The organism is Hyphomicrobium sp. CS1BSMeth3 (assembly GCF_900117415.1).
Taxonomy (GTDB): Bacteria; Pseudomonadota; Alphaproteobacteria; order Rhizobiales; family Hyphomicrobiaceae.
The window spans coordinates 735,848-755,044 of record NZ_FPEI01000004.1; the positions used below are offsets into that span (position 1 = coordinate 735,848).

The 19,197-nt window shown below is 66.3% G+C and carries 14 protein-coding genes; 7 read left to right on the forward strand and 7 right to left on the reverse strand.

The window, feature by feature from the left end; genetic code table 11:
• Window positions 1-148 precede the first annotated feature (148 nt).
• The 6 genes from CS1BSM3_RS07715 (at window position 149) to CS1BSM3_RS07740 (ending at window position 7,851) form a co-directional block, all read left to right on the forward strand.
• Window positions 149-1,102, forward strand: coding sequence for an ABC transporter permease (locus CS1BSM3_RS07715; RefSeq protein WP_072386416.1), 954 nt, complete (start codon window positions 149-151; stop codon window positions 1,100-1,102).
• Between the two features lie 14 nt (window positions 1,103-1,116).
• Complete coding sequence (locus tag CS1BSM3_RS07720; protein ID WP_072386417.1) at window positions 1,117-2,019, forward strand: ABC transporter permease; 903 nt, start codon at window positions 1,117-1,119, stop codon at window positions 2,017-2,019.
• Between the two features lie 55 nt (window positions 2,020-2,074).
• Entirely contained in the window at window positions 2,075-4,657 is a 2,583-nt protein-coding gene (locus tag CS1BSM3_RS07725; protein ID WP_072386418.1) for a ligase-associated DNA damage response DEXH box helicase, read from the forward strand.
• Window positions 4,658-4,689: 32 nt separating this feature from the next.
• Window positions 4,690-5,382, forward strand: a complete 693-nt coding sequence (gene pdeM / locus CS1BSM3_RS07730) for a ligase-associated DNA damage response endonuclease PdeM (RefSeq protein ID WP_244540449.1) — start codon at window positions 4,690-4,692, stop codon at window positions 5,380-5,382.
• Window positions 5,383-5,539: 157 nt separating this feature from the next.
• The gene (locus CS1BSM3_RS07735) at window positions 5,540-6,868 is read left to right on the forward strand and encodes an ATP-dependent DNA helicase (RefSeq protein WP_072386420.1); all 1,329 of its coding nucleotides are present in this window, start codon (window positions 5,540-5,542) and stop codon (window positions 6,866-6,868) included.
• Between the two features lie 143 nt (window positions 6,869-7,011).
• Window positions 7,012-7,851, forward strand: coding sequence for a GntR family transcriptional regulator (locus CS1BSM3_RS07740; protein WP_083528418.1), 840 nt, complete (start codon window positions 7,012-7,014; stop codon window positions 7,849-7,851).
• Window positions 7,852-7,874: 23 nt separating this feature from the next.
• Here CS1BSM3_RS07740 and msrA read toward each other — a convergent pair whose 3' ends face one another.
• From msrA to CS1BSM3_RS07760, 4 genes are all read right to left on the reverse strand, one after another.
• On the reverse strand, window positions 7,875-8,522 hold the full coding sequence (gene msrA, locus CS1BSM3_RS07745; RefSeq protein WP_083528419.1) for a peptide-methionine (S)-S-oxide reductase MsrA: 648 nt from the start codon (window positions 8,520-8,522) through the stop codon (window positions 7,875-7,877).
• 102 nt (window positions 8,523-8,624) lie between these two features.
• Window positions 8,625-9,563, reverse strand: a complete 939-nt coding sequence (locus tag CS1BSM3_RS07750; RefSeq protein WP_072386422.1) for a 50S ribosomal protein L11 methyltransferase — start codon at window positions 9,561-9,563, stop codon at window positions 8,625-8,627.
• Between the two features lie 177 nt (window positions 9,564-9,740).
• Window positions 9,741-10,124 (reverse strand): nuclear transport factor 2 family protein, encoded by a 384-nt coding sequence (locus CS1BSM3_RS07755; RefSeq protein ID WP_072386423.1) that lies wholly within the window; start codon window positions 10,122-10,124, stop codon window positions 9,741-9,743.
• Window positions 10,125-10,165: 41 nt separating this feature from the next.
• A complete protein-coding gene (locus CS1BSM3_RS07760) occupies window positions 10,166-10,795 on the reverse strand; it encodes a thioredoxin family protein (protein ID WP_083528420.1) in 630 nt (209 codons plus the stop codon).
• 137 nt (window positions 10,796-10,932) lie between these two features.
• Between CS1BSM3_RS07760 and CS1BSM3_RS07765 the strand changes: the two genes are divergently transcribed.
• Window positions 10,933-12,042 (forward strand): enolase C-terminal domain-like protein, encoded by a 1,110-nt coding sequence (locus tag CS1BSM3_RS07765; RefSeq protein ID WP_072386424.1) that lies wholly within the window; start codon window positions 10,933-10,935, stop codon window positions 12,040-12,042.
• An 18-nt stretch (window positions 12,043-12,060) separates the two neighbouring features.
• Here the strand turns inward: CS1BSM3_RS07765 and CS1BSM3_RS07770 are convergent, their stop codons facing one another.
• From CS1BSM3_RS07770 to CS1BSM3_RS07780, 3 genes are all read right to left on the reverse strand, one after another.
• Window positions 12,061-12,951 carry a transglutaminase family protein gene (locus CS1BSM3_RS07770; protein WP_072386425.1) on the reverse strand — a complete coding sequence of 297 codons (891 nt, stop codon included), beginning with the start codon at window positions 12,949-12,951 and terminating at the stop codon, window positions 12,061-12,063.
• Window positions 12,948-15,515, reverse strand: a complete 2,568-nt coding sequence (locus tag CS1BSM3_RS07775) for a circularly permuted type 2 ATP-grasp protein (RefSeq protein ID WP_072386426.1) — start codon at window positions 15,513-15,515, stop codon at window positions 12,948-12,950. Before CS1BSM3_RS07775 ends, CS1BSM3_RS07770 begins: the two co-directional genes overlap by 4 nt.
• A 173-nt stretch (window positions 15,516-15,688) precedes the next feature.
• Window positions 15,689-18,982, reverse strand: a complete 3,294-nt coding sequence (locus CS1BSM3_RS07780; RefSeq protein ID WP_072386427.1) for a transglutaminase family protein — start codon at window positions 18,980-18,982, stop codon at window positions 15,689-15,691.
• Window positions 18,983-19,197 lie beyond the last annotated feature (215 nt).

Here is a 19,197-nt window from a genome sequence, read left to right on the forward strand (position 1 = left end):
GTTAGGGTGAGGGGCGGCGACACACGCTGACGTTGGTAAGTGCCGCCGCCCCTCATCCCGACCTTCTCGTCGCGCTGAAAGCGCGCCTCTGGCGCGACAAGCACGGGGAGAAGGAGAAGTTCGCTCCTTACTGCGACATCGGACACCCATGACCGGCTACATCATCAGGCGCCTGCTCCTCGTTATTCCCTCGCTGATCGGGGTGGCTGTCGCCGTCTTCTTTCTCATCCGCGTCATGCCGGGTGATGTGGTCGTCGTGAAGCTGCGCGCTGACGGCGTTGCGGTCAGCGAGGACGCCATCATCGCCGAGCGCAAGCGCCTCGGCCTCGACAAGTCGATCGGCCACCAGTTCGTCGACTACATGTGGGGGCTGAGCCGCCTCGATCTCGGCAAGTCGCTCTGGACTGGCGAGCGCGTCGTCGACGAAATCATGCTGCGTTTTCCGGTGTCCCTGCAGATCGCCATCATGGCGACCCTCATCGCGGTCTTCATCGCGATACCCTTGGGCACGCTATCCGCGCTCTACCGAGATACCTGGATAGACTACACCGTGCGCGTCGTTGCCGTGTCCGGCCTCGCCATCCCGAGCTTCTGGCTCGGCATGATCATCGTGCTGGGCCTGATCACCGTATTCGGGTGGCTGCCGCAGATCGGCTATGTCTCGATCTTCGAGAACCCGTGGGCCAATCTCGCCGCGCTCTTCTGGCCGGCGTTGTCGGTCGGCTACCGCTACGCGGCCGTCGCGACGCGCATGATGCGCTCAGCCCTGCTCGAAGTCATGCGTGAGGACTACATCCGCACGGCGCGCGCGAAGGGCGTCTTCCGCCGCATCATCACGCGCCGCCACGCCATGCGCAATGCCATGCTGCCCGTCGTCACCGTCATCGGGCTCGAGTTCGCCTTCCTGATCGGCGGCCTCGTCGTCACCGAGCAGGTCTTCAACATCAACGGCATCGGCAAGCTCTTCGTCGACGCGACCACCCGCGGCGACTTCACGCTCATACAAGGTCTCGTGCTGCTGATCGCGGTGACCTTCATCCTCGTCAATCTTGTGGTCGACCTGCTCTATGCTTGGCTCGACCCGCGCATCCGCCTGAGCTGAGCGGGAGACACACTATGGCCGACGTCACGTTCTCTCCCTCGTCCGCAGCCCTGGCGCGACCCAAGCGGCCGAACCCTGTGCTGCACTTCATCCGCAAGCAGCCGCTCGGCTTCATCGGCTTCCTCATCATCCTCATCTATTTCGGCCTTGCATTCGGCGCCTACTGGATCTCGCCCTTCCACCCCGAGGAGATCGACTTCGCCGCCATGCTCGCCGCGCCGAGCCGCGAGCATCCCATGGGCACGGATCAGTACGGGCGCGACGTCTTCTCGCGCCTCGTGTATGGCGCCCGCACGGCCATGGCCGTCGGCATTCTCTCGGCCCTGCTCGGCTGCACGGCCGGCGCGCTGATCGGCGCCACGTCCGGCTACTTCGGCGGCCGCATCGACAACATCATCCAGCGCGTCGTCGACATCATGCTGGCCTTTCCGATCATCGTTCTCGCGATGGTCGTCGTCGCCGTGCTCGGCAAGAACCTGCTGTTCGGCGTCGACATGAACCTGATCATCGCCATCGCGCTCCCCATGGTGCCCAAGATGGCCCGCATTGCGCGTTCCTCGACGCTGTCGATCGCCCAGATGCCCTACATCGACGCCGCGCGCGCCGCCGGCTATGGCCACACGCGCATCATCCTCCGCCACATCACGCCGAACATCGTCGCCCCCTACCTCGTCATGGTGACGGCGTTCATTGCCCAGGCCATCCTGCTCGAGGCGAGCCTCTCCTTCCTCGGCCTCGGCGTCACCGAGCCGACACCCGCCTGGGGTCTCATGCTCTCCGGCGCCTCGGCGGACTTCTACAAGGCAGCACCCTGGATGATCATGTTCCCGGGCCTTGCCATCACGCTCGCCGTGTTCGCCTTCAACCTTTTCGGCGACAGCCTGCGCGACTGGCTCGACCCCAAGATGAAGGGCTGACCAGCCCGCCGTTCGCCGCAGGTGTCGTACACATGACCGTGCTAAGCTCGCGGCCATGCGTGCGCGTTCCAAATCCAGCCCTCTGAGCACCGCACGGCCGCGGACCAAGGCCGCGCCGGCCGTCGTGCTGCCCGAGCCGTTCGCCGGCTGGTTCGCACAGAAGGGCTGGCAGCCGCGCGCGCACCAGCTCGCGCTCCTTGCCCAGGCCGAGGCGCGCCGCTCGACCCTCCTCATTGCCCCGACCGGCGCCGGCAAGACGCTCGCCGGCTTCCTACCGAGCCTTGTTGCCCTGCACGCCAACCGCGACCAGCCCGCCAAGACTTCCGGCCTGCGCACGCTCTATATCTCGCCGCTGAAGGCGCTCGCGGTCGACATCGCGCGTAACCTGCTGACCCCGATCGAGGACATGGGCCTCGACATCCGTGTCGAGACACGCACCGGCGATACGCCCGCGAGCAAACGCCAGCGCCAGCGGTTGCGCCCGCCCGAAATCCTGCTGACGACGCCCGAGCAGCTCGCGCTCCTGCTCGCGAGCCCGGATGCCGCCTACATCTTCGGCGATCTCGACACGCTCATCCTCGACGAGTTGCACGCGCTCGCGCCCTCGAAGCGCGGCGACCTCCTCGCGCTCGACGTCGCCCGCCTCCGCGCGCTCGCGCCGAGCCTCATGTCGATCGGCCTCTCCGCGACGGTCGCCCAGCCGAGCGAGCTCCGCGCCTGGCTCACGCCGCAGAGGACGCCGGACACGACCATCCGGCTCGCCGATGTCGTGACCGTCGACGGCGGTGCCAAGCCGCAGATCATGATCCTCGAAACCGAAGGCGGCATGCCGATCGCGAGCCACACCGCGCGCTATGCCGTGCCGGACGTACTCGCGGCCATTGCCCGCCATCGCCTCGCGCTCATCTTCGTCAACACGCGCATGCAGGCCGAGCTCATGTTCCAGGAGCTCTGGAAGGCAAACACGGAAAGCCTGCCCATTGCCCTCCACCACGGCTCGCTCGATGTGGGCCAGCGGCGCAAGGTCGAAGCGGCCATGTCGCGCGGCGCGCTGCGCGCCGTCGTCGCTACCTCCACGCTCGACCTCGGCATCGACTGGGGCGATGTCGATCTCGTCATCCACCTCGGCGCGCCGAAGGGCGCTTCCCGCCTCATCCAGCGCATTGGCCGCGCCAATCACCGCCTCGACGAGCCGTCGAATGCCATTCTCGTGCCGGCCAACCGCTTCGAGGTTCTCGAATGTCGCGCGGCGCTCGAAGCCGCGCTCGCCGGCGAGCAGGATGCCGTCATCCACCGCAAGGGCACCATGGACGTGCTCGCGCAGCACGTGCTCGGCATGGCCTGTGCCGGTCCCTTTCACGTCGACGTTCTCTACGAGGAAGTGCGCGCCGCATTGCCCTACACAGGCCTCTCACGCACCGACTTCGACCGTGTCGTCGATTTCGTTGCGACCGGCGGCTATGCACTGCGCCAATACGAGCGCTTCGCCCGCCTCAAGCCCGACGCCGAAGGCCGCTGGCGCCTGACGCATCCGAGCTTTGCCCAGCAGTACCGCATGAACGTCGGCACTATTGTCGAGAAGCCGCTGCTCAAGGTCCGCATGATCAGTGCGCGTCGCCGACGCCCCGGCTCGGCGCAGGGCCTCATGGGCGGACGGATGCTCGGCGAGATCGACGACGAGTTCGCCGCCGAGCTGAGCCCCGACGACACCTTCATGTTTGCGGGCCAGATCCTGCGCATGGAAGGCCTCACGGACGAGGAGCTGCTCGTCTCGCGCTCCAATGCCAAAGACCCGAAGGTGCCGAGCTACCCGGGCGGGCGCTTCCCGCTCTCGACGCACCTCGCCGCGCGCGTCAGGCAGATGCTCGCCGATCCGGCACACTGGCAGAGCCTGCCACCTTCCGTCGCCCACTGGCTCGAAATCCAGCAGCGCGTCTCGATGATCCCCGCCGCCGACGAAGTCCTCGTCGAGACCTTTCCGCGCAACCAGCGCCACTATCTCGCGATCTATCCCTTCGAGGGCCGCATCGCGCACCAGACGCTCGGGATGCTGCTCACGCGCCGCCTGCACCGTGCCGGCGCCTTGCCCCTCGGCTTCGTCGCCAATGACTACGCCCTCTCGGTCTGGGCTGCCCGCGACATCGGACGCATGCTCGCAGACGGCGAGCTCGATCTCGCCGATCTCTTCGACGAGGACATGCTCGGCGATGATCTCGAAGCCTGGCTCGCCGAGACGAGCCTCATGCGCCGCACGTTCCGCACCTGCGCCGTGATCGCCGGCCTCGTCGAGCGGCGCGCGCCCCGCCACAAGAAGAACAGCCGCCAGCTCTCCATCTCGACCAACCTCATTTATGACGTATTGCGCCGGCACGACCCGCACCACATTCTCCTCGAAGCGGCCTATCAGGACGCGGCAACGGGTCTCCTGGATATCCAGCGCCTCGCCGGCTTCCTGGCGCGAATCAAAGGGAGAATCAGGCATAGTGCGCTCGATCGCGTATCGCCTCTCGCGGTGCCGCTGATCGTCGAGCTCGGCCGCGAATCAGTTCACGGCGCCTCTGCCGAGGAACTGCTCAGAGAAGCGGCCGAAGAGCTCATCGCCGAAGCCGCAGAACCCGGAAGCCTGGAGGCCCGATGAACGTTTTTGCGTTGAGCCCCGAGCGAGACCGCATGAGCGATAGCGCCAGCCAGCCGCTCGCGATCTGCGGCAAGCAGCTCCTCGCCGATATGTCCGGCGCGCTCTACTGGCCGGGCGAGCGCGCGCTCATCGTTGCCGACCTCCACCTGGAAAAAGCCTCGGCGCACGCCGAGCGCGGCACGCTGCTGCCACCTTACGACACGCGCGAGACGCTCGAACGCCTCGCGACCGTCATCGAGCGGTACGATCCCGAGGTCGTCATCTCGCTCGGCGACAGCCTGCACGATCGCGGCGCTGCGAAGCGCATTTCGTCCGGCGATCTCGCCGCGCTGCGCATTCTGCAGGAGGATCGCCGCTGGATCTGGATCACCGGCAACCACGATCCCGAGATCGGTCACCAGCTCGGCGGCGAGGTCGTGGATGGGCTCGCCGTCGGCGGCCTGCGCCTCGTCCACTTGCCGACCGAAGGGCACGCGACCCACGAAATTGCCGGCCATCTGCATCCGGCCGCCCGCCTCTCGCTCTACGGCCACACGCTGAGGCGCCCCTGCTTCATCGGCAACCGCCTCCGGCTCGTGCTGCCCGCATTCGGCACGTTCACAGGCGGCCTCAATGTGCTCGATCCGGCCTTCCTGCCGCTTTTCGGCAATGATGGCTTCGGAGTGTGGATGCTCGGGCAGGAAGGCGTCTATCCTGTTGCCACGCGCCAGCTCTACGGCGACTGACACCGGGGCGTGCCGCGCTTCTTCCCCTTCTCCCCGTTCTTACGGGGAGAAGGTCGGGATGAGGGGCGGCGACATACGCATACGTCGGCAGTTGCCGCCGCCCCTCACCCTGGCCCTCTCCCCGCGCGCGGGGAGAGGGGAATAGAGGAACACACTCTTGGCGCAGGAACTGTCAGCCAGACCAATCGCACGAAAGTGGCCCACCACTCTCGCACCGACGCCCGAGTACGAGGCCGCGCTCGACTATCTGAGCGAGGATGGCGGACATCTCTTCATCACGGGCCGCGCCGGCACCGGAAAATCGACGCTGCTGCGCGCGCTCTGCGACATGATGGAGGACGAGCACGTCGTCGTCGCGCCAACAGGGCTCGCCGCGGTCAATGTCGGCGGTCAGACGATCCATTCTTTCTTCGGCCTGCCGCCGCGCCTCATCCGCCCCGAGGACATCCGCCGCAGCCGCAATGGCGCCGTCATGCGCAAGCTGAAGCTGCTGGTGATCGACGAGGTCTCCATGGTCCGCTCGGACCTCATGTGGGCCATCGACCAGTCCTTGCGCATCAACCGCGGCCGCCCGCGCGAGCCCTTCGGCGGCGTGCGCCTCGTGCTCTTCGGCGACCTGCACCAGCTCCCACCCGTCGTGCAGGAGGCCGAGGTCGCGGCCCATCTCGAAGAAACGCACGGCGGCCCGTTCTTCTTCAGCATCTCGGCCCTGCGCGAGGGCGTCGGCACGTACCTGCTCGAGCTCTCGCACGTCTTCCGCCAGAGCGATGAGGCGCTCATCGACGTGCTGACGCGCGTGCGCGGCGGCGATGTCGAGGCCGAGCATCTCGAGCTGCTGAACTCGCGCGTCGCGCCTATCCGCACGCTCGCCGAGGGCGAGCCCTATGTCATTCTGACGCCGACCAATGCCGCCGCCAACCGCATCAACATGGCCTACCTCGATGCGCTTCCCGCGGCGCCCATCGCATTCTCCGCGACGACGACCGGCGAATTCTCGCAAGGCGCCCACCCGACCGACGAGACGCTCGTGCTGAAGGTCGGCGCCAAGGTCATGCTGCTGCGCAACGACTCCGAGCGCCGCTGGGTCAATGGCACGATCGCGCGCATCTCCCGCCTGGACGAAAAGCGCGTCTGGATCGAGGTCGACGGCAAGGAGCACGAAGTCGAAGCCGTCACGTGGGAGGCGCGCCGCTATGCCTACGACACCACGGCGCAAAAAATTGTCGAGAGCGTCGCCGGCACCTTCAAGCAGTTTCCCGTGCGCCTAGCCTGGGCTCTGACGATCCACAAATCACAGGGTCTGACGCTCGACCGCGTCTATATCGACCTTGGACGCGGAACGTTCGCCCACGGACAGGCTTACGTGGCCCTCTCTCGCTGCCGGTCGCTCGAAGGGTTGGCCCTCGCTCGACCACTCCGGCCGAGCGATATCCTTTTCGACCCCGCCGCCATGGGTTATCGGGAGATTTTTCCCACACTGACTTGAACTTAGCGCTCGGCTTCGGTGCTACACGACGCTCGTCGTTTACCTTGCAGTCAATAGGCGATACAGCCATGCCTATGACTTTTGAGTGATGTGCCGACGGCCAAGAGCGGTTAGGGTATTTGGAGAATTCATTTGAGTTGGCCATGCCTATGGACGAATTCGAGGCGGACGACGTCGCCCCACCGGGCAGCGAGGTGACTTCGTCGGGCACGCCCCGGCGACAGCCTCTCTATGTCCAGATCGCTGCGACGCTGGCGGCACAGATTGCCCATGGCAATCACCCGGTCGGCTCGCTCCTCCCGACCGAGGCTGAGCTGCAGCAGCAGTTCCACGTCTCGCGCTACGTCGTGCGCCAGGCCATCCAGCACCTGCGCTCCATGGGACTGGTCACGGCCCGCAAAGGCGTCGGCACGCGCGTCGAGGCGCGCCAGGCCGCGGCCCGCTTCCTCCTCACCATGCACTCCGTCGGCGACATTCGACAGTACGCGACAGGCATGCGCCTCGAGATCCAGGAAGTCGACGAAACCGTCCTGCGCGGCAGCAAGGCGGCGCTCATCGGCTCGCGCCCTGGCCGGCGCTTCCTGCGGATCACCGGCGTTCGCCGCCGCGATCGCGACAACAAGCCGATCAGCCATGCCGAGATTTTCGTCGATGACGCCTTCAGCGCCATCAAGTCCGAGATCCCGACCGTCGGCATCGCCATCTGGGAAATGATCGAGCGTCGCTCAGGCGAGACCCTGGTCGAGGTCGAGCAGCAGATCGATGCCGTCACTCTGGACCGCGAGCACGCACACCTCCTCGAGGTCGCCGAGGGCACGCCTGCACTGCGCGTCATCCGCCGCTACTACGTCACGGGCCGCCGTCTGGTCGAGCTCTCGATCAACCTCCATCCGGCCAATCGCTTTTCCTACAACATGCGCATCAAGCGGGATGTCGGCGAAGCCGTACCTCTCACGCGCAATCCGCGCTCGGGCAAGAAGTAGGCAGCCCCGCGATCCGCGGCCGATCACTGCGTCGGCTTGCCCCAGATGGCTTCGAGCCGGTCATCGCGTCCGCAACGATAGCGGTAGTACTTATAGCGCAGCGGATTCTTGACGTAGTAGTTCTGGTGATAGTCCTCAGCTGGCGTGAACGGTCCCGCATCACGCACGACCGTCGCGATCGGCTGCTTGAATGGGCCTGATACCGCAAGCGCCGCCTTCGAGGCCTCGGCCAGCTTCTTCTGCTCCGGCGTATGGGTAAAGATCGCAGTCGTATAGGACTCGCCGCGATCACAGAACTGGCCACCCGCGTCATAAGGATCGACATTCCGCCAGTACACGTCGAGCAGCTTCTCGTAGGTGACCTTTGTCGGGTCATAGAGGACCTGCACGACCTCGATATGGCCCGTGCCGCCGGCCGTCACCTGCTGGTAGGTCGGATTGGGCGTCGTGCCTCCCATGAAGCCCGAGGTCGTCGAGACCACGCCATCCAGCGCGTCGTAGGGCGGCTCCATGCACCAGAAACAGCCGCCCGCGAAGGTGGCGACGACAAGCTTCGCGGATTTCTCGGCTTCCGAGGACGGCGCCTGCGCGAGGACGGCAGCCGTCATAAAAAAAGCTGCCGCGAGGAGGCCTGCAACGAACGAAGCGATCTTTCCTGAGGATGTACGCATCGGACTTCCTCAACTCGGCACGCACTACGGCCTACGAGAATGGCCTCAGCGTACGGCGAGAGCAATCGGGCGGCAAGGCGCTCGCTGAAGGTCGCGAGCTGCTCAGGGCAGAAAGCCCTTCTCCAGGCTCAGGTCCTGGGAAAGGCGCTGCTTGCCCTTGGCCGTGCGCACGCGGAAGCTCCAGGCGAGATCCGTCCCGCCTTCCTCCGATGAGTGCGAGCGCACCTGGACGGCGAGCGTTTCCCCCGCCTTCAGTTCCATAGGCTCGAGCGCCGGCAGAAAGAGCTGCTCCCAGTGCGTCGGCGCGGCGAGCGGCGATGTCGAGAGCACGACGCCCGGCACCAGCTCCGCCACCCACCAGACGGCAAGACCGTGCACGGTGACCGGAGCCGCGATTGGCCACTCCGCCGTCCCCTTGCGCGCAAAGCGATTGCGCGCGTGGAAGTCGAGGCGATCCCAGGTAACGGCCGTGCGCCCCTTGTCCAACAGCTCGGCCGGCGGGAACACGCGCACATAGGCATTATTGAGGCTCATGGTATTGGCCGGGCCGAAGTTCAGCCCGCGACCAATGCGCTCCCAGGCCACGAGCTCATCGCGGCAGCGCGACGCGATCACCGGCGCGACCATCTGCTCGAGCCCGCCCGGAATGAGCACGCCGCCAGGCTTCAAATGCCGCGCCTTGGCATCGTTCATGGTCTCGACGAGAAATTCCTCGAGCGCGTAGTTGCCGAGCGTCTCGGTGACCACGACGTCGGCGCGCTCGGGCTCGATGATCTCGGTCGAGCGCATGGGAATGAGCTCGATGTTGCGCAGCTTGTTCAGCTTGACCAGACGCTCGGCGAGCGCGCCGATCTCCGCGAACTCGTACGCGATCACTTTCCGCGCACCGAGCTTGGCCGCGATCATGGCGAGAACGCCACTGCCCGTGCCGATGTCGGCAACGACCGTCTCACCCTTGCGGATGACTTTGGCGAGGGCGCGCTCGAACGCCGCGAGGCGGCCGATGTCGGCAATGAGCGAGCGATGATACTCGATGCGCATATGTTGGGGTCACCTGGGGCTGGCGCCGGCTTATGCTCGGATCATCGGGCCAGCAGCAGGACGAGGGGCGACGCATAATATCGGCACCATACGCCGCCCCTCGCCGTGGTCCTCTCTCCGCGAGCGCGAAGAGGGATGCCATAAGTCGATCAGAAAAGTCCAAACAATCACTGAAGATCAGCCGATGGTCTTCCAGTACGTGTCCTTCTTGGTCACATAGCCGTCGCGGAACTCCCAGAGGTCGCAGCCCACGAGATCGATCGGCGCGCCGCCGTTCTTCGGTGTACCGCGCACGATCCATTCCGAGATGGCCTTCGACTGATCGACAATCCAGTGACGTATCTCTTCCCAGCGCATGTCCGGGATGTCGCGGTAGCGCGCACTCAGAACCTCGCCGATCGCGGCCTTGCCGATAAGACGACGGCCTTCGGGCGCATTCGGACCGCGCGCCATGACCCATTCGCAGTCGTCGGCGAAGTGCGACAGGATCGCATCGACATCCTGCTTGTTGAAGCCATCCTGGATCTCGTCCAGCAGGGCAATCGTGACCTGTCGTGCCATGATCTTTGCGTCCTTCCCTTACTCGTGATCTTCCGCTCAACCTACCAGAGCCGCACGTCCTTGCCTTCCGCGCGCAGCTTTTCCGCGCGCTCGCCGAGCCACTTCTGGAACCCACCCGGCGCCGCGTACGCACGCTCGTGCACATAGGCGAATGTCTGGTGGAAGTGGAACGGCTTCCAGTAGCCGATGAGCTTCCAGGCTGCCGCCGAGCCACCATCCTTCCCCGCGAGCGCTGCAGCCGGCGGCACGAAGTAGTAGATGGTCGGCGTGAAGTTCACGCCCCAGCGCCGCGCCAGCGCCCGCTCCTCGAGCTCCTTGCCGTCGAAGTCGGTCACCGTCCGCGCGCCGTAGAGATTGAGCTGCACGACCAGGAAATGCTTCTGGATGTAGCTCGCGATCTCGGGATCGGAGAGGTTCGTGACGTGCATTTCCTTGCAGTAGGGACAGCCGCGCTGCTCGAACATGACGGCGAGGCTCTTTCCAGCCTTCTCGGCCTCCGTCAGGTCCTCCTTGAGGTCGAGGAAGGACTCGTGGAACCAGGGCTGCGTGTGGAGACCATCGTCATTGCGCGGCGGCTCCGGCTTCTCCGTCGCCCGAAGCGCGACCGGCGCAAGCGGCAGCAGCAAGCCGGCGCCTGTCAGTGTCAGCATCTCGCGTCGCGTGCGCATCATGGATCAGCTCCGAGGTTCGAGCTTTGCATGGAGTGAAGACGAGAACATCGCGCACGTCAATGTGCGTCGCGAATGCTTGACCTCGCCGCAACCGCGCCCGATCGTGGTCACAGCAAACAAAACGCGGAGGAAGCCCCATGAAAATCGTCGATGTCGAACTCACCTTGTTCAACTGGGACGACATCCCACCGACGCGCTATCACGCGGGCTCGGTGAACTCCGGCGGACGGAGCAACCTCGGCCTGCTCACCGTGCGCACCGATCAAGGCATCGACGGCCATGCTTTCCTCGGCGGTGCGACCAACCCTGCCGAGACCGACGCGGGCGCACTCATCCGCTTCCTCAAGCCCGTGCTCATGGGCAAGGATCCGCTCGCCCGCACGGACCTCCATGCCGCGCTGCGCGCCAAGCAGCGCACTGCCGGTCTGCGCACGGTCGGCGCGTGCGATACCGCGCTCTGGGACATTGCCGCCAAGGCTGCAAACCTTCCGCTCTACAAGTTCCTCGGCGCCGGCCGCTCCTCGATCGGCGCCTATGCATCGAGCCAGATCCTCGACGGCCGGCAGGCCTATGCGGGCGAAGCTGCCGAGTTCAAGGCCGCGGGCTGGAAAGCCTACAAGATCCATCCGCCGCAGGACCCGGACGAGGACATCAAGGTGTGCGAGGCCGTGCGCAAATCCGTCGGCGACGGCTACACGCTCATGCTCGATTCCACCTGGAGCTATCGCTATCCCGAAGCGCTCAAGGTCGGCCGCGCCATCGAGGAAATGGGCTTCCACTGGTACGAGGATCCGCTGAACGAGGAGGACATCTACTCCTACGTCAAGCTGCGCCAGAAGCTCTCGATCCCGATCCTCGCGACCGAATACCCCGCTGGCGATATCGGCACCTATGCCGTCTGGCTGACCGAGCGCGCGACCGACTACCTGCGCGGCGACATCCCCGTGAAGGGCGGTCTCTCGACCATGATCAAGACCGCGCACCTCGCGGAAGCCTTCCACATGAACTACGAGGTGCACCACGGCGGCAACTCGCTCAACAACATGGCGCAGCTCCACTTCGCCTGCTCGCTCAGGAACACGACCTACTTCGAGGTGCTGCTGCCGCACGGCGCGCACAAGTACGGCCTGCTGAACGACGTGACCATCGACAAGAACGGCATGGCGCACTGCCCCGAGACGCCCGGCATCGGCGCCGAGATCGACTTCGACCTCATCAAGAAAAAGCAGATCGCCGTGTTGAAGTGATCGGACGGCGCGCCCGCCTCACGCGGCGGGCGCAGCCGCCTGCGGCACCACGTCCACGCCGACCGTCACCACGTGCTCGCCGCCGCCGATCAGTACGCCGCTGATCGGGCTCACGTCATTGTAGTCGCGGCCATAGGCAATGGTGATGTGCTCCTCGCCGACCTCGATGCCGTTGGTCGGATCGAAGTCGCGCCATCCCGTCTCAGGTGACCAGACGGAAATCCAGGCGTGCGAGGCATCGGCGCCGGAAAGCTTCGGCTGCCCGGGCGGTGGATGCGTGAGGATGTAGCCGCTCACATAGCGCGCCGGCACGCGTAGCGCCCGAAGTCCCGCCAGAGCCAGATGCGCGAAGTCCTGGCACACGCCGCGCCGCTGCGCGAAGACCTGCTCGACGGGCGTCGAGACGTCCGTCGCGCCCGGATCAAAGCGGAAGTCGGCATAAATGCGCCGCGTGAGATCCATAGCCCCGTCGAGAACCGGACGACCCTGCCCGAACGAGGCCCGCGCGTAGTCGGCGATCTCCAGCGTCGCCCCCGTAATGCGCGTGCTGCAGCGGTACTGGATCACGTCGAGATCCAGCCCACCCGGCGCCTGCGTGATCACATCGTCCAGCCGGTCCCACGGCGTCGTCGCCGCAAGATCGGTGGCCTGAGGCGCGCGCGTCTCGATGGCACTGCGCGCCATCAGGATGAGCTCCTTGTGCGGCACCTGGACCTCGAGCACGACAAAGGGATTGCCGAACCCGTCCACGCCCTCATGGCGCATGGCCGGCGCCGGCTCCACCATCAGGTTGTGGCGGATCGTGGTCTGATGCCCGACCGTCCGTGGCGTCATGTGCACGAGGTGCTGCGACTGCGCGACCGGCGTCGCGTAGCGATAGTGCGTGCGGTGGCTGACCTCGAAAATCATGGCCGCGGCTCGATGCGCGTCAGAGCACGATGCGGTGTTTCTTCCGTCAGATTGAAATAGTGCCGCCCAACCGCATTGGAAAGCTCCGGCAGAACCTGAAGCTGCTCGCGCATGAGCCGCTCGAGCGTGGCGCGGTCCGCCTCCTCGGCAATGGCCATGACATCGGCGAGCCGGATGGAGGTCAGCAGCGAGAGAATGAGCCGGCGATCCTCCGCGAGACTGACGCCGTGGCGCGCATCGGGCAGCGCTTCGAGGTGCTTCGAGATGGCCGCAAGCTGATAGGCGAGCGCGCGCGGATTGGCTTCGTCGAGCAGCAGAAGATCGAGCACGAGCGCCAGCATCGGATCGAGGCGATAGCGCGAGCGGTACGTGATGAAGCTGTCGGCAAGCTCCAGCAGCAGAAGCAGGCTGCTCGTTTCCTCCTCGGCATCCGGCGGCGGAATGAAGAGCGTGAGAATGGCCTCGCTCAGGTTGTACGCGCGTTCGAGGCGCCGCCCCATGTCGAGGAACGACCAGCCATAGTTCCGCGTCATGTTCTCGTGCGTGAGACCATTGAACGAGGAAAGCGCGGCAAGGCCCTCGTCGAGAAGATCGAGCAGCGCGCCCGGTCCCGCGGCGCTCAGCGCGCGCATCCATGGATCGCCCGGCCGGAAACGGCTCAGCGTCTGCCAGGCTTCGTGCGAGAGACGATCGCGCACGAGATAGGACACCTGATAAAGCCCTTCGAGCGTGCGTGCGAGCGTGCGCGGACTGCGCGCGCGGGCAACGAGGTCAAGGCAGCGGCTTTCGACATCGCCAGCATCCGAGATCCGGCGCACGCCCGTGTCCGCCATCTCGGGATCGGTGAGCCGCATATCGAGGCAACGGCGCACGCCGCCGAGCCCGTCAACGGGACCACTGTCCTCCGCCACCCTGCGCAGCGCCCCGCGCAGCATGCGCATGGTCCAGTCGGCGCGCTCGCTGTAGCGCCCGAGCCAGTAGAGGTCATCGGCGACGCGGCTCTGCACGACACGCTGCGAACGCTCGACGCGCGCATTCTCGAGCTTCGGCCGCCACAGGCTCACGTGCGGCGCCTGCTGTGCATCCGAGAGCACCCACACATCGCGCGTGTGTCCGTCGGGCGCGCTCAAAGCCACGGCCCGCGCGGGATCGACTGTCATCGCGAGCCCACCCGGCATGGTCTCGAAGCCATTGCCCGTGTGTGCCACGAAGAAGCGCACCGCAAAGGGCCGCGCGACGAGGCTCTCGCCCTCGAAAGCAGGCGCCGTGCTGCAGCCGATCTTTTCTTCCGCGACGAGCCCCGCACCGTGCAGCGCGATCTCTGCCTTGAGCCGCTCGCGCTCGGCAGCGGAGATTTCTCCTGCGGCCCGGCCGAGCGCTGCCTGTCCCGGCCGCCCCGTCCCCTCCTGCGCGGCGCGAATGACGAGGCCATCGAGATTGTCGAGCACATGGCGACGCGCCGCCGGATCGCCGAGCCACCAGCGCGGCGCATCCGAAAGCAGCAGATCCTCACCGAGCAACTGCTTCGCGAGCGCCGGCAGATACTGGCCGAGCCCGCGGTTCTGCCCGAGCGCCGAGCCCACGGCATTCACGACGAGACGCGGGTTCTCGCGGTTCACGCGCAGCAGGCCCGCCGGCCCCATGAATCCTGCAGGATCGAGCTCCAGCGGATCGATCTGGCGCCCATCCACGCAGCGGACAATGAGATCAATCTCCTTCAGCCCTTCGAGCGTCTTGAGATAGACGTGGCTGCCGCGCGTGCGCAGATCCGATCCCTCGACCAGCAGCAGGCCGAGATAGCGCGCGAGATAAGCGTGCGAGAAATAGTCCTCGTGGTGCGGGCCCGGCGTCAACAGCGCGATCGCCGCGTTATCACGACCGGCGTGCGCCGTAAGCGCATTCTGCAAGCGCTGGCAGTGCGCCGCGAGACGGACGGCATTCACCTGCTTGAAGAGGTCACCCGTCACGTGCGTATGCGCGACGCGGTTCGCCAGCACGAAGCCGAGGCCCGCGAGCGTTTCGAGATGATTGTCGATGACGCGCCACTGGCCATCGGCGCCGCGTGCGAGATCCGCCGCGTAGAAGCGGAGCGGCCCGGCCTTGTCGAGAATACCCTGGCAGGGCCTCAGGAAAGCATTGTCGGAGAACACGAGCTCGGGCGGCACGAGGCCGTCGCGCATGAGCTTCTGCGAACCATAGACATCGGCGAGCAGCGCATCGAAGAGCCGCGCCCGCTGCGTCAGCGCCGTCGCCAGCCAGCGCCACTCGGCACTGGAGAGCACGATCGGCATGAGATCGAGCTGCCACTTCTGCGTCGCCGCATTGGGATCGGCGAACATGTCGTAGGCAACGCCCGTCTCGCGCACGCGCCGGTCGATGCGCGCCGCGCGGGCCGTGAGCTCCGCCGCAGGAAAATCGCCGAGGCCGCTGAGCAGCGCCTGCCAATAGGCGCGCACGGCGCCATCTGCGGCGCGCAGCTCGTCATAGCCGCTGGTCCCCGTCACGCGATAAAGATCGGCGAGGCTCGGTCCACCTTCCCGACGGGCGGAGGCGATCGTGTTCATCAGAGCCGGACCTTACCTCGTGCGCCCCCACCCGCGGCGAGACGCCCTCGCTTCAGAGCGCCATCGGGCGCCCCGTGTGTAGCACGCCGAATCGTTCTCCCAGCAACGGGTGCCCGCACCGCGCCGGTTTTGCCGCCAACCCTGTGACGCTGGCCACACACCGCCGGCTCCACTTACGCATTCCGACGCAGGTCGAGCGTCACGGGGTAGTCCGGGTTGACGCGCGCAGCCTGCGGCGCCATGAGCCCGGCCGTATGGCCATGGGCCTCGAAGCGCGCGAGGCGCCGCCCCTCGGCTTCGTAGGCATTGACCGGGAAGATCTCGAAATTGCGGCCGCCCGGATGCGAGACATGATAGCGGCAGCCGGCAACCGACCGTCCCGTCCAGCTATCGAAAACGTCGAAGGTGAGCGGCACGTGTGGCGGAACCGTCGGATGGAGCGCTGAAGGCGGCCACCACGCGCGATAGCGTACACCGGCGACAGCCTCGCCATAGGTGCCCGTCGGCGCCAAGGGCACAGCGCGGCCATTGCATGTGATGACGAAGCGCTCGCTCGTCAGGCCGCGCACCGCCACCTGAACCCGCTCGATGGAGGAGTCCACATACCGCGCCGTGCCGCCGATCACGCCCTCCTCGCCGAGCACGTGCCACGGCTCCAGCGCCTGCCGCAGCTCGATCTCCAAATCGCCCGCCGCAACTTTCCCCAATACCGGACAGCGGAACTCCGCGTGCGGCAAAAACCAGTCGAGCTCGATGGGCAGCCCCGCGGCCTTCAGATCCTGCACCACGTCGGAAAAATCCGACCACAGGAAGTGCGGCAGCATGAAGCGGTCGTGCAGCGCCGTGCCCCAGCGCACGAGCTTCTGCCGATAGGGCTTCTCCCAGAACATCACGACGAGCGCGCGCAGCAGAAGCTGCTGGGCAAGGCTCATTTGCGCGTGCGGCGGCATCTCGAAAGAGCGGAACTCCAAGAGCCCCAGACGCCCCGTCGGACCATCCGGCGAGTAGAGCTTGTCGATGCAGATCTCGGCGCGGTGCGTATTGCCCGTGACGTCGATCAGCAGATTGCGGAAGAGCCGATCGACGAGCCACGGCGAGATACTGCCCACACTCGGATCGGGCACCTCGGCAAGTGCGATCTCGAGCTCATAGAGGCCCTCGTGCCGGCCTTCATCCACGCGCGGCGCCTGGCTCGTCGGGCCGATGAACAGGCCCGAGAACAGGTACGAAAGCGAAGGATGGTTCTGCCAGTAGGTGACGACCGATGCGAGCAGATCGGGCCGCCGCAGGAACGGACTATCGGCCGGCGTCGCGCCGCCGAGCACGATGTGATTACCACCGCCCGTGCCCGTGTGGCGTCCATCGAGCATGAACTTCTCCGCGCTCAGGCGGCAGAAGTGCGCATCCTCGTAGAGTCCCGTCGTGATGGAAACGGCCTCGTCCCACGACATGGCCGGATGAACATTGACCTCGATGACGCCCGGATCCGGCGTCACCTTGATGACGTTCAAGCGCGGATCGTGTGGCGGCGTGTAGCCCTCGATGTGGATGGCGAGATCGGTCGCCTGCGCCGTCTGCTCGATGGCCGCGATCATGGCGGCATAGTCCTCGGCATCGGCGAGCGGCGGCATGAACACGCAGAGCCGCCCGTCTCGCGCTTCCACCGCCAGTGCCGTGCGCACCGAGCCGACGACCTCATCGGGAATTCCGACCGGCGACTGCGGCGCTTCGAGCGCGACCGTGCGGCGCCGCTGCATGAGAACGCGGCGCTCGGGCAGCGCCGGCGCGGGCGCGAACGGATCGCGCGGCAGCACGTGCGGATAGTCGACAGCCGGCAGCATGGCCGTCGAGCCGAGCGGCAGGCGGAACCCAACAGGCGAGTCGCCCGGCACGAGGAACAGCTTGCCGCGCCGCAGTGCCCAGCGCTCCGTCACCCAGCGCCGCCCGCGATCCTGCGTGTGCCAGACCTGCACGGGCAGCACATAGCCGACCGGCGCGCCGAGCCCGCGCTCGAATGTGCGCATGACGCGCGTGCGCTCGGCGGGATCATCGAGCTTGTTCGTCTCGGGCGTAACGTTGAGCGGCAGCTTCTGCTCGATGGTCATGAAGTGGATGGGATCTTCGTACGCTGCCACGCCGCTTTCCGTCGGCAAACCGAGCTGCTCGCAAAGCCCGCGCATGAAGAGATGCACGTCGTCGGCCGTCGGCGCCAGCCCGGTCGTCTCGCGCGCAACCAGGCTCTGGTCCTCCCACAGCGGCTCGCCATCCGCGCGCCAGTAGAGCGCGAAAGCCCAGCGCGGCAACTGCTCGCCAGGATACCACTTGCCCTGGCCGTAGTGGAGCATACCGCCCGGCGCGAAACGCTCACGCAGCCGGCGCACGAGGTCGTCGGCATAGCGCCGCTTATTCGGCCCGACAGCCGCCGTATTCCACTCCGCACCTTCCATGTCGTCGGCCGCAACGAAGGTCGGCTCACCGCCCATGCTGAGGCGCACGTCCCCGCTCTTCAAGCGCTCGTCCACTGCGTGGCCCGCATCGAGGATCGCCTGCCACTGCGCGTCGCTGTACGGCTTCGTCACACGCGGCGTCTCGCGCACACGCGTCACCGCCATGCGATGCGCGAATTCGACTTCCGCACGGCCATGACTGCCCGTAATCGGCGCGGCGCTCGTCGGATGCGGCGTCGCGGCGAGCGGAATATGCCCCTCGCCCGCGAGCAGGCCCGAGGTCGCATCGAGCCCGATCCAGCCGGCACCCGGCACATACACCTCGCACCACGCGTGCAGGTCGGTGAAGTCGACCTCCGTCCCCGTCGGCCCATCCAGCGACTTCACGTCCGGCGTGAGCTGGATGAGATAGCCGGAGACGAAACGCGCCGCGAGGCCGAGATGGCGCAGGATCTGAACCATCAGCCACGCACTGTCGCGGCACGAGCCGGACGCCTGCGCCAGCGTCTCCTCCGGCGTCTGCACGCCGGGTTCCATGCGAATGAGATAGCGGATGTCGTTCTGCAGGCCGCGATTGAGATCGATCAAGAAGTCGATCGTCGTGCGCTTGCGCTTATCGATCCCCGCGACGTACTTCGCGAGGCGCTGCCCGGCCGGCTCGATATCCAGATAGGGCTGCAGCTCCTTCTTGAGCGCGGCGTCATAGTCGAAGGGCCACTCGCTCGCGCTCTCCTCGACGAAGAAGTCGAAGGGATTGATCACCGCCATGTCGGCAATCAGGTCAACGGTGACCGAGAAGATCTCCGTCTCCTCGGGGATCACGACCCGCGCGAGGTAGTTGCCGAAAGGGTCCTGCTGCCAGTTCAGGAAGTGGACGGGCGGCTCGATCCGCATGGAGTAGCTGAGGATCGGCGTGCGCGCGTGCGGCGCGGGGCGCAATCGTATGACCTGAGGCCCCATGCCGATGCGCCGATCGTAGCGGTAGGTCGTCTCGTGCGTCAGCGCGACATGCAGTGCCATGGGGACATGAGGCCTTTCCGCGAGCCGCCTCCAAGGCCGTGGCGGCTGCCCGTTCAGGAACGAACCGGGCGGCCGGGCGTTGGTTGGCAGGACAGGATTCCGATACAGAGTCCGCCGCGGGGCGACAAGCGCAATCGCTCGGTTAACGGACCAAGCGTCCAGCTCGCGGGCACCCTGCCGAAAAATGTCCACCAGCTTGCCGAAAAATTTGGCAC

What these genes read in the sequence shown, in the direction of transcription:
- CS1BSM3_RS07715 (WP_072386416.1), top strand. Translation starts at nt 149, where the DNA reads ATGACCGGCTACATCATCAGGCGCCTGCTCCTCGTTATTCCCTCGCTG.
- CS1BSM3_RS07720 (WP_072386417.1), top strand. Translation starts at nt 1,117, where the DNA reads ATGGCCGACGTCACGTTCTCTCCCTCGTCCGCAGCCCTGGCGCGACCC.
- CS1BSM3_RS07725 (WP_072386418.1), top strand. Translation starts at nt 2,075, where the DNA reads ATGCGTGCGCGTTCCAAATCCAGCCCTCTGAGCACCGCACGGCCGCGG.
- pdeM (WP_244540449.1), top strand. Translation starts at nt 4,690, where the DNA reads ATGAGCGATAGCGCCAGCCAGCCGCTCGCGATCTGCGGCAAGCAGCTC.
- CS1BSM3_RS07740 (WP_083528418.1), top strand. Translation starts at nt 7,012, where the DNA reads ATGCCTATGGACGAATTCGAGGCGGACGACGTCGCCCCACCGGGCAGC.
- msrA (WP_083528419.1), bottom strand. Translation starts at nt 8,522, where the DNA reads ATGCGTACATCCTCAGGAAAGATCGCTTCGTTCGTTGCAGGCCTCCTC.
- CS1BSM3_RS07750 (WP_072386422.1), bottom strand. Translation starts at nt 9,563, where the DNA reads ATGCGCATCGAGTATCATCGCTCGCTCATTGCCGACATCGGCCGCCTC.
- CS1BSM3_RS07755 (WP_072386423.1), bottom strand. Translation starts at nt 10,124, where the DNA reads ATGGCACGACAGGTCACGATTGCCCTGCTGGACGAGATCCAGGATGGC.
- CS1BSM3_RS07760 (WP_083528420.1), bottom strand. Translation starts at nt 10,795, where the DNA reads ATGATGCGCACGCGACGCGAGATGCTGACACTGACAGGCGCCGGCTTG.
- CS1BSM3_RS07765 (WP_072386424.1), top strand. Translation starts at nt 10,933, where the DNA reads ATGAAAATCGTCGATGTCGAACTCACCTTGTTCAACTGGGACGACATC.
- CS1BSM3_RS07770 (WP_072386425.1), bottom strand. Translation starts at nt 12,951, where the DNA reads ATGATTTTCGAGGTCAGCCACCGCACGCACTATCGCTACGCGACGCCG.
- CS1BSM3_RS07775 (WP_072386426.1), bottom strand. Translation starts at nt 15,515, where the DNA reads ATGAACACGATCGCCTCCGCCCGTCGGGAAGGTGGACCGAGCCTCGCC.
- CS1BSM3_RS07780 (WP_072386427.1), bottom strand. Translation starts at nt 18,982, where the DNA reads ATGGCACTGCATGTCGCGCTGACGCACGAGACGACCTACCGCTACGAT.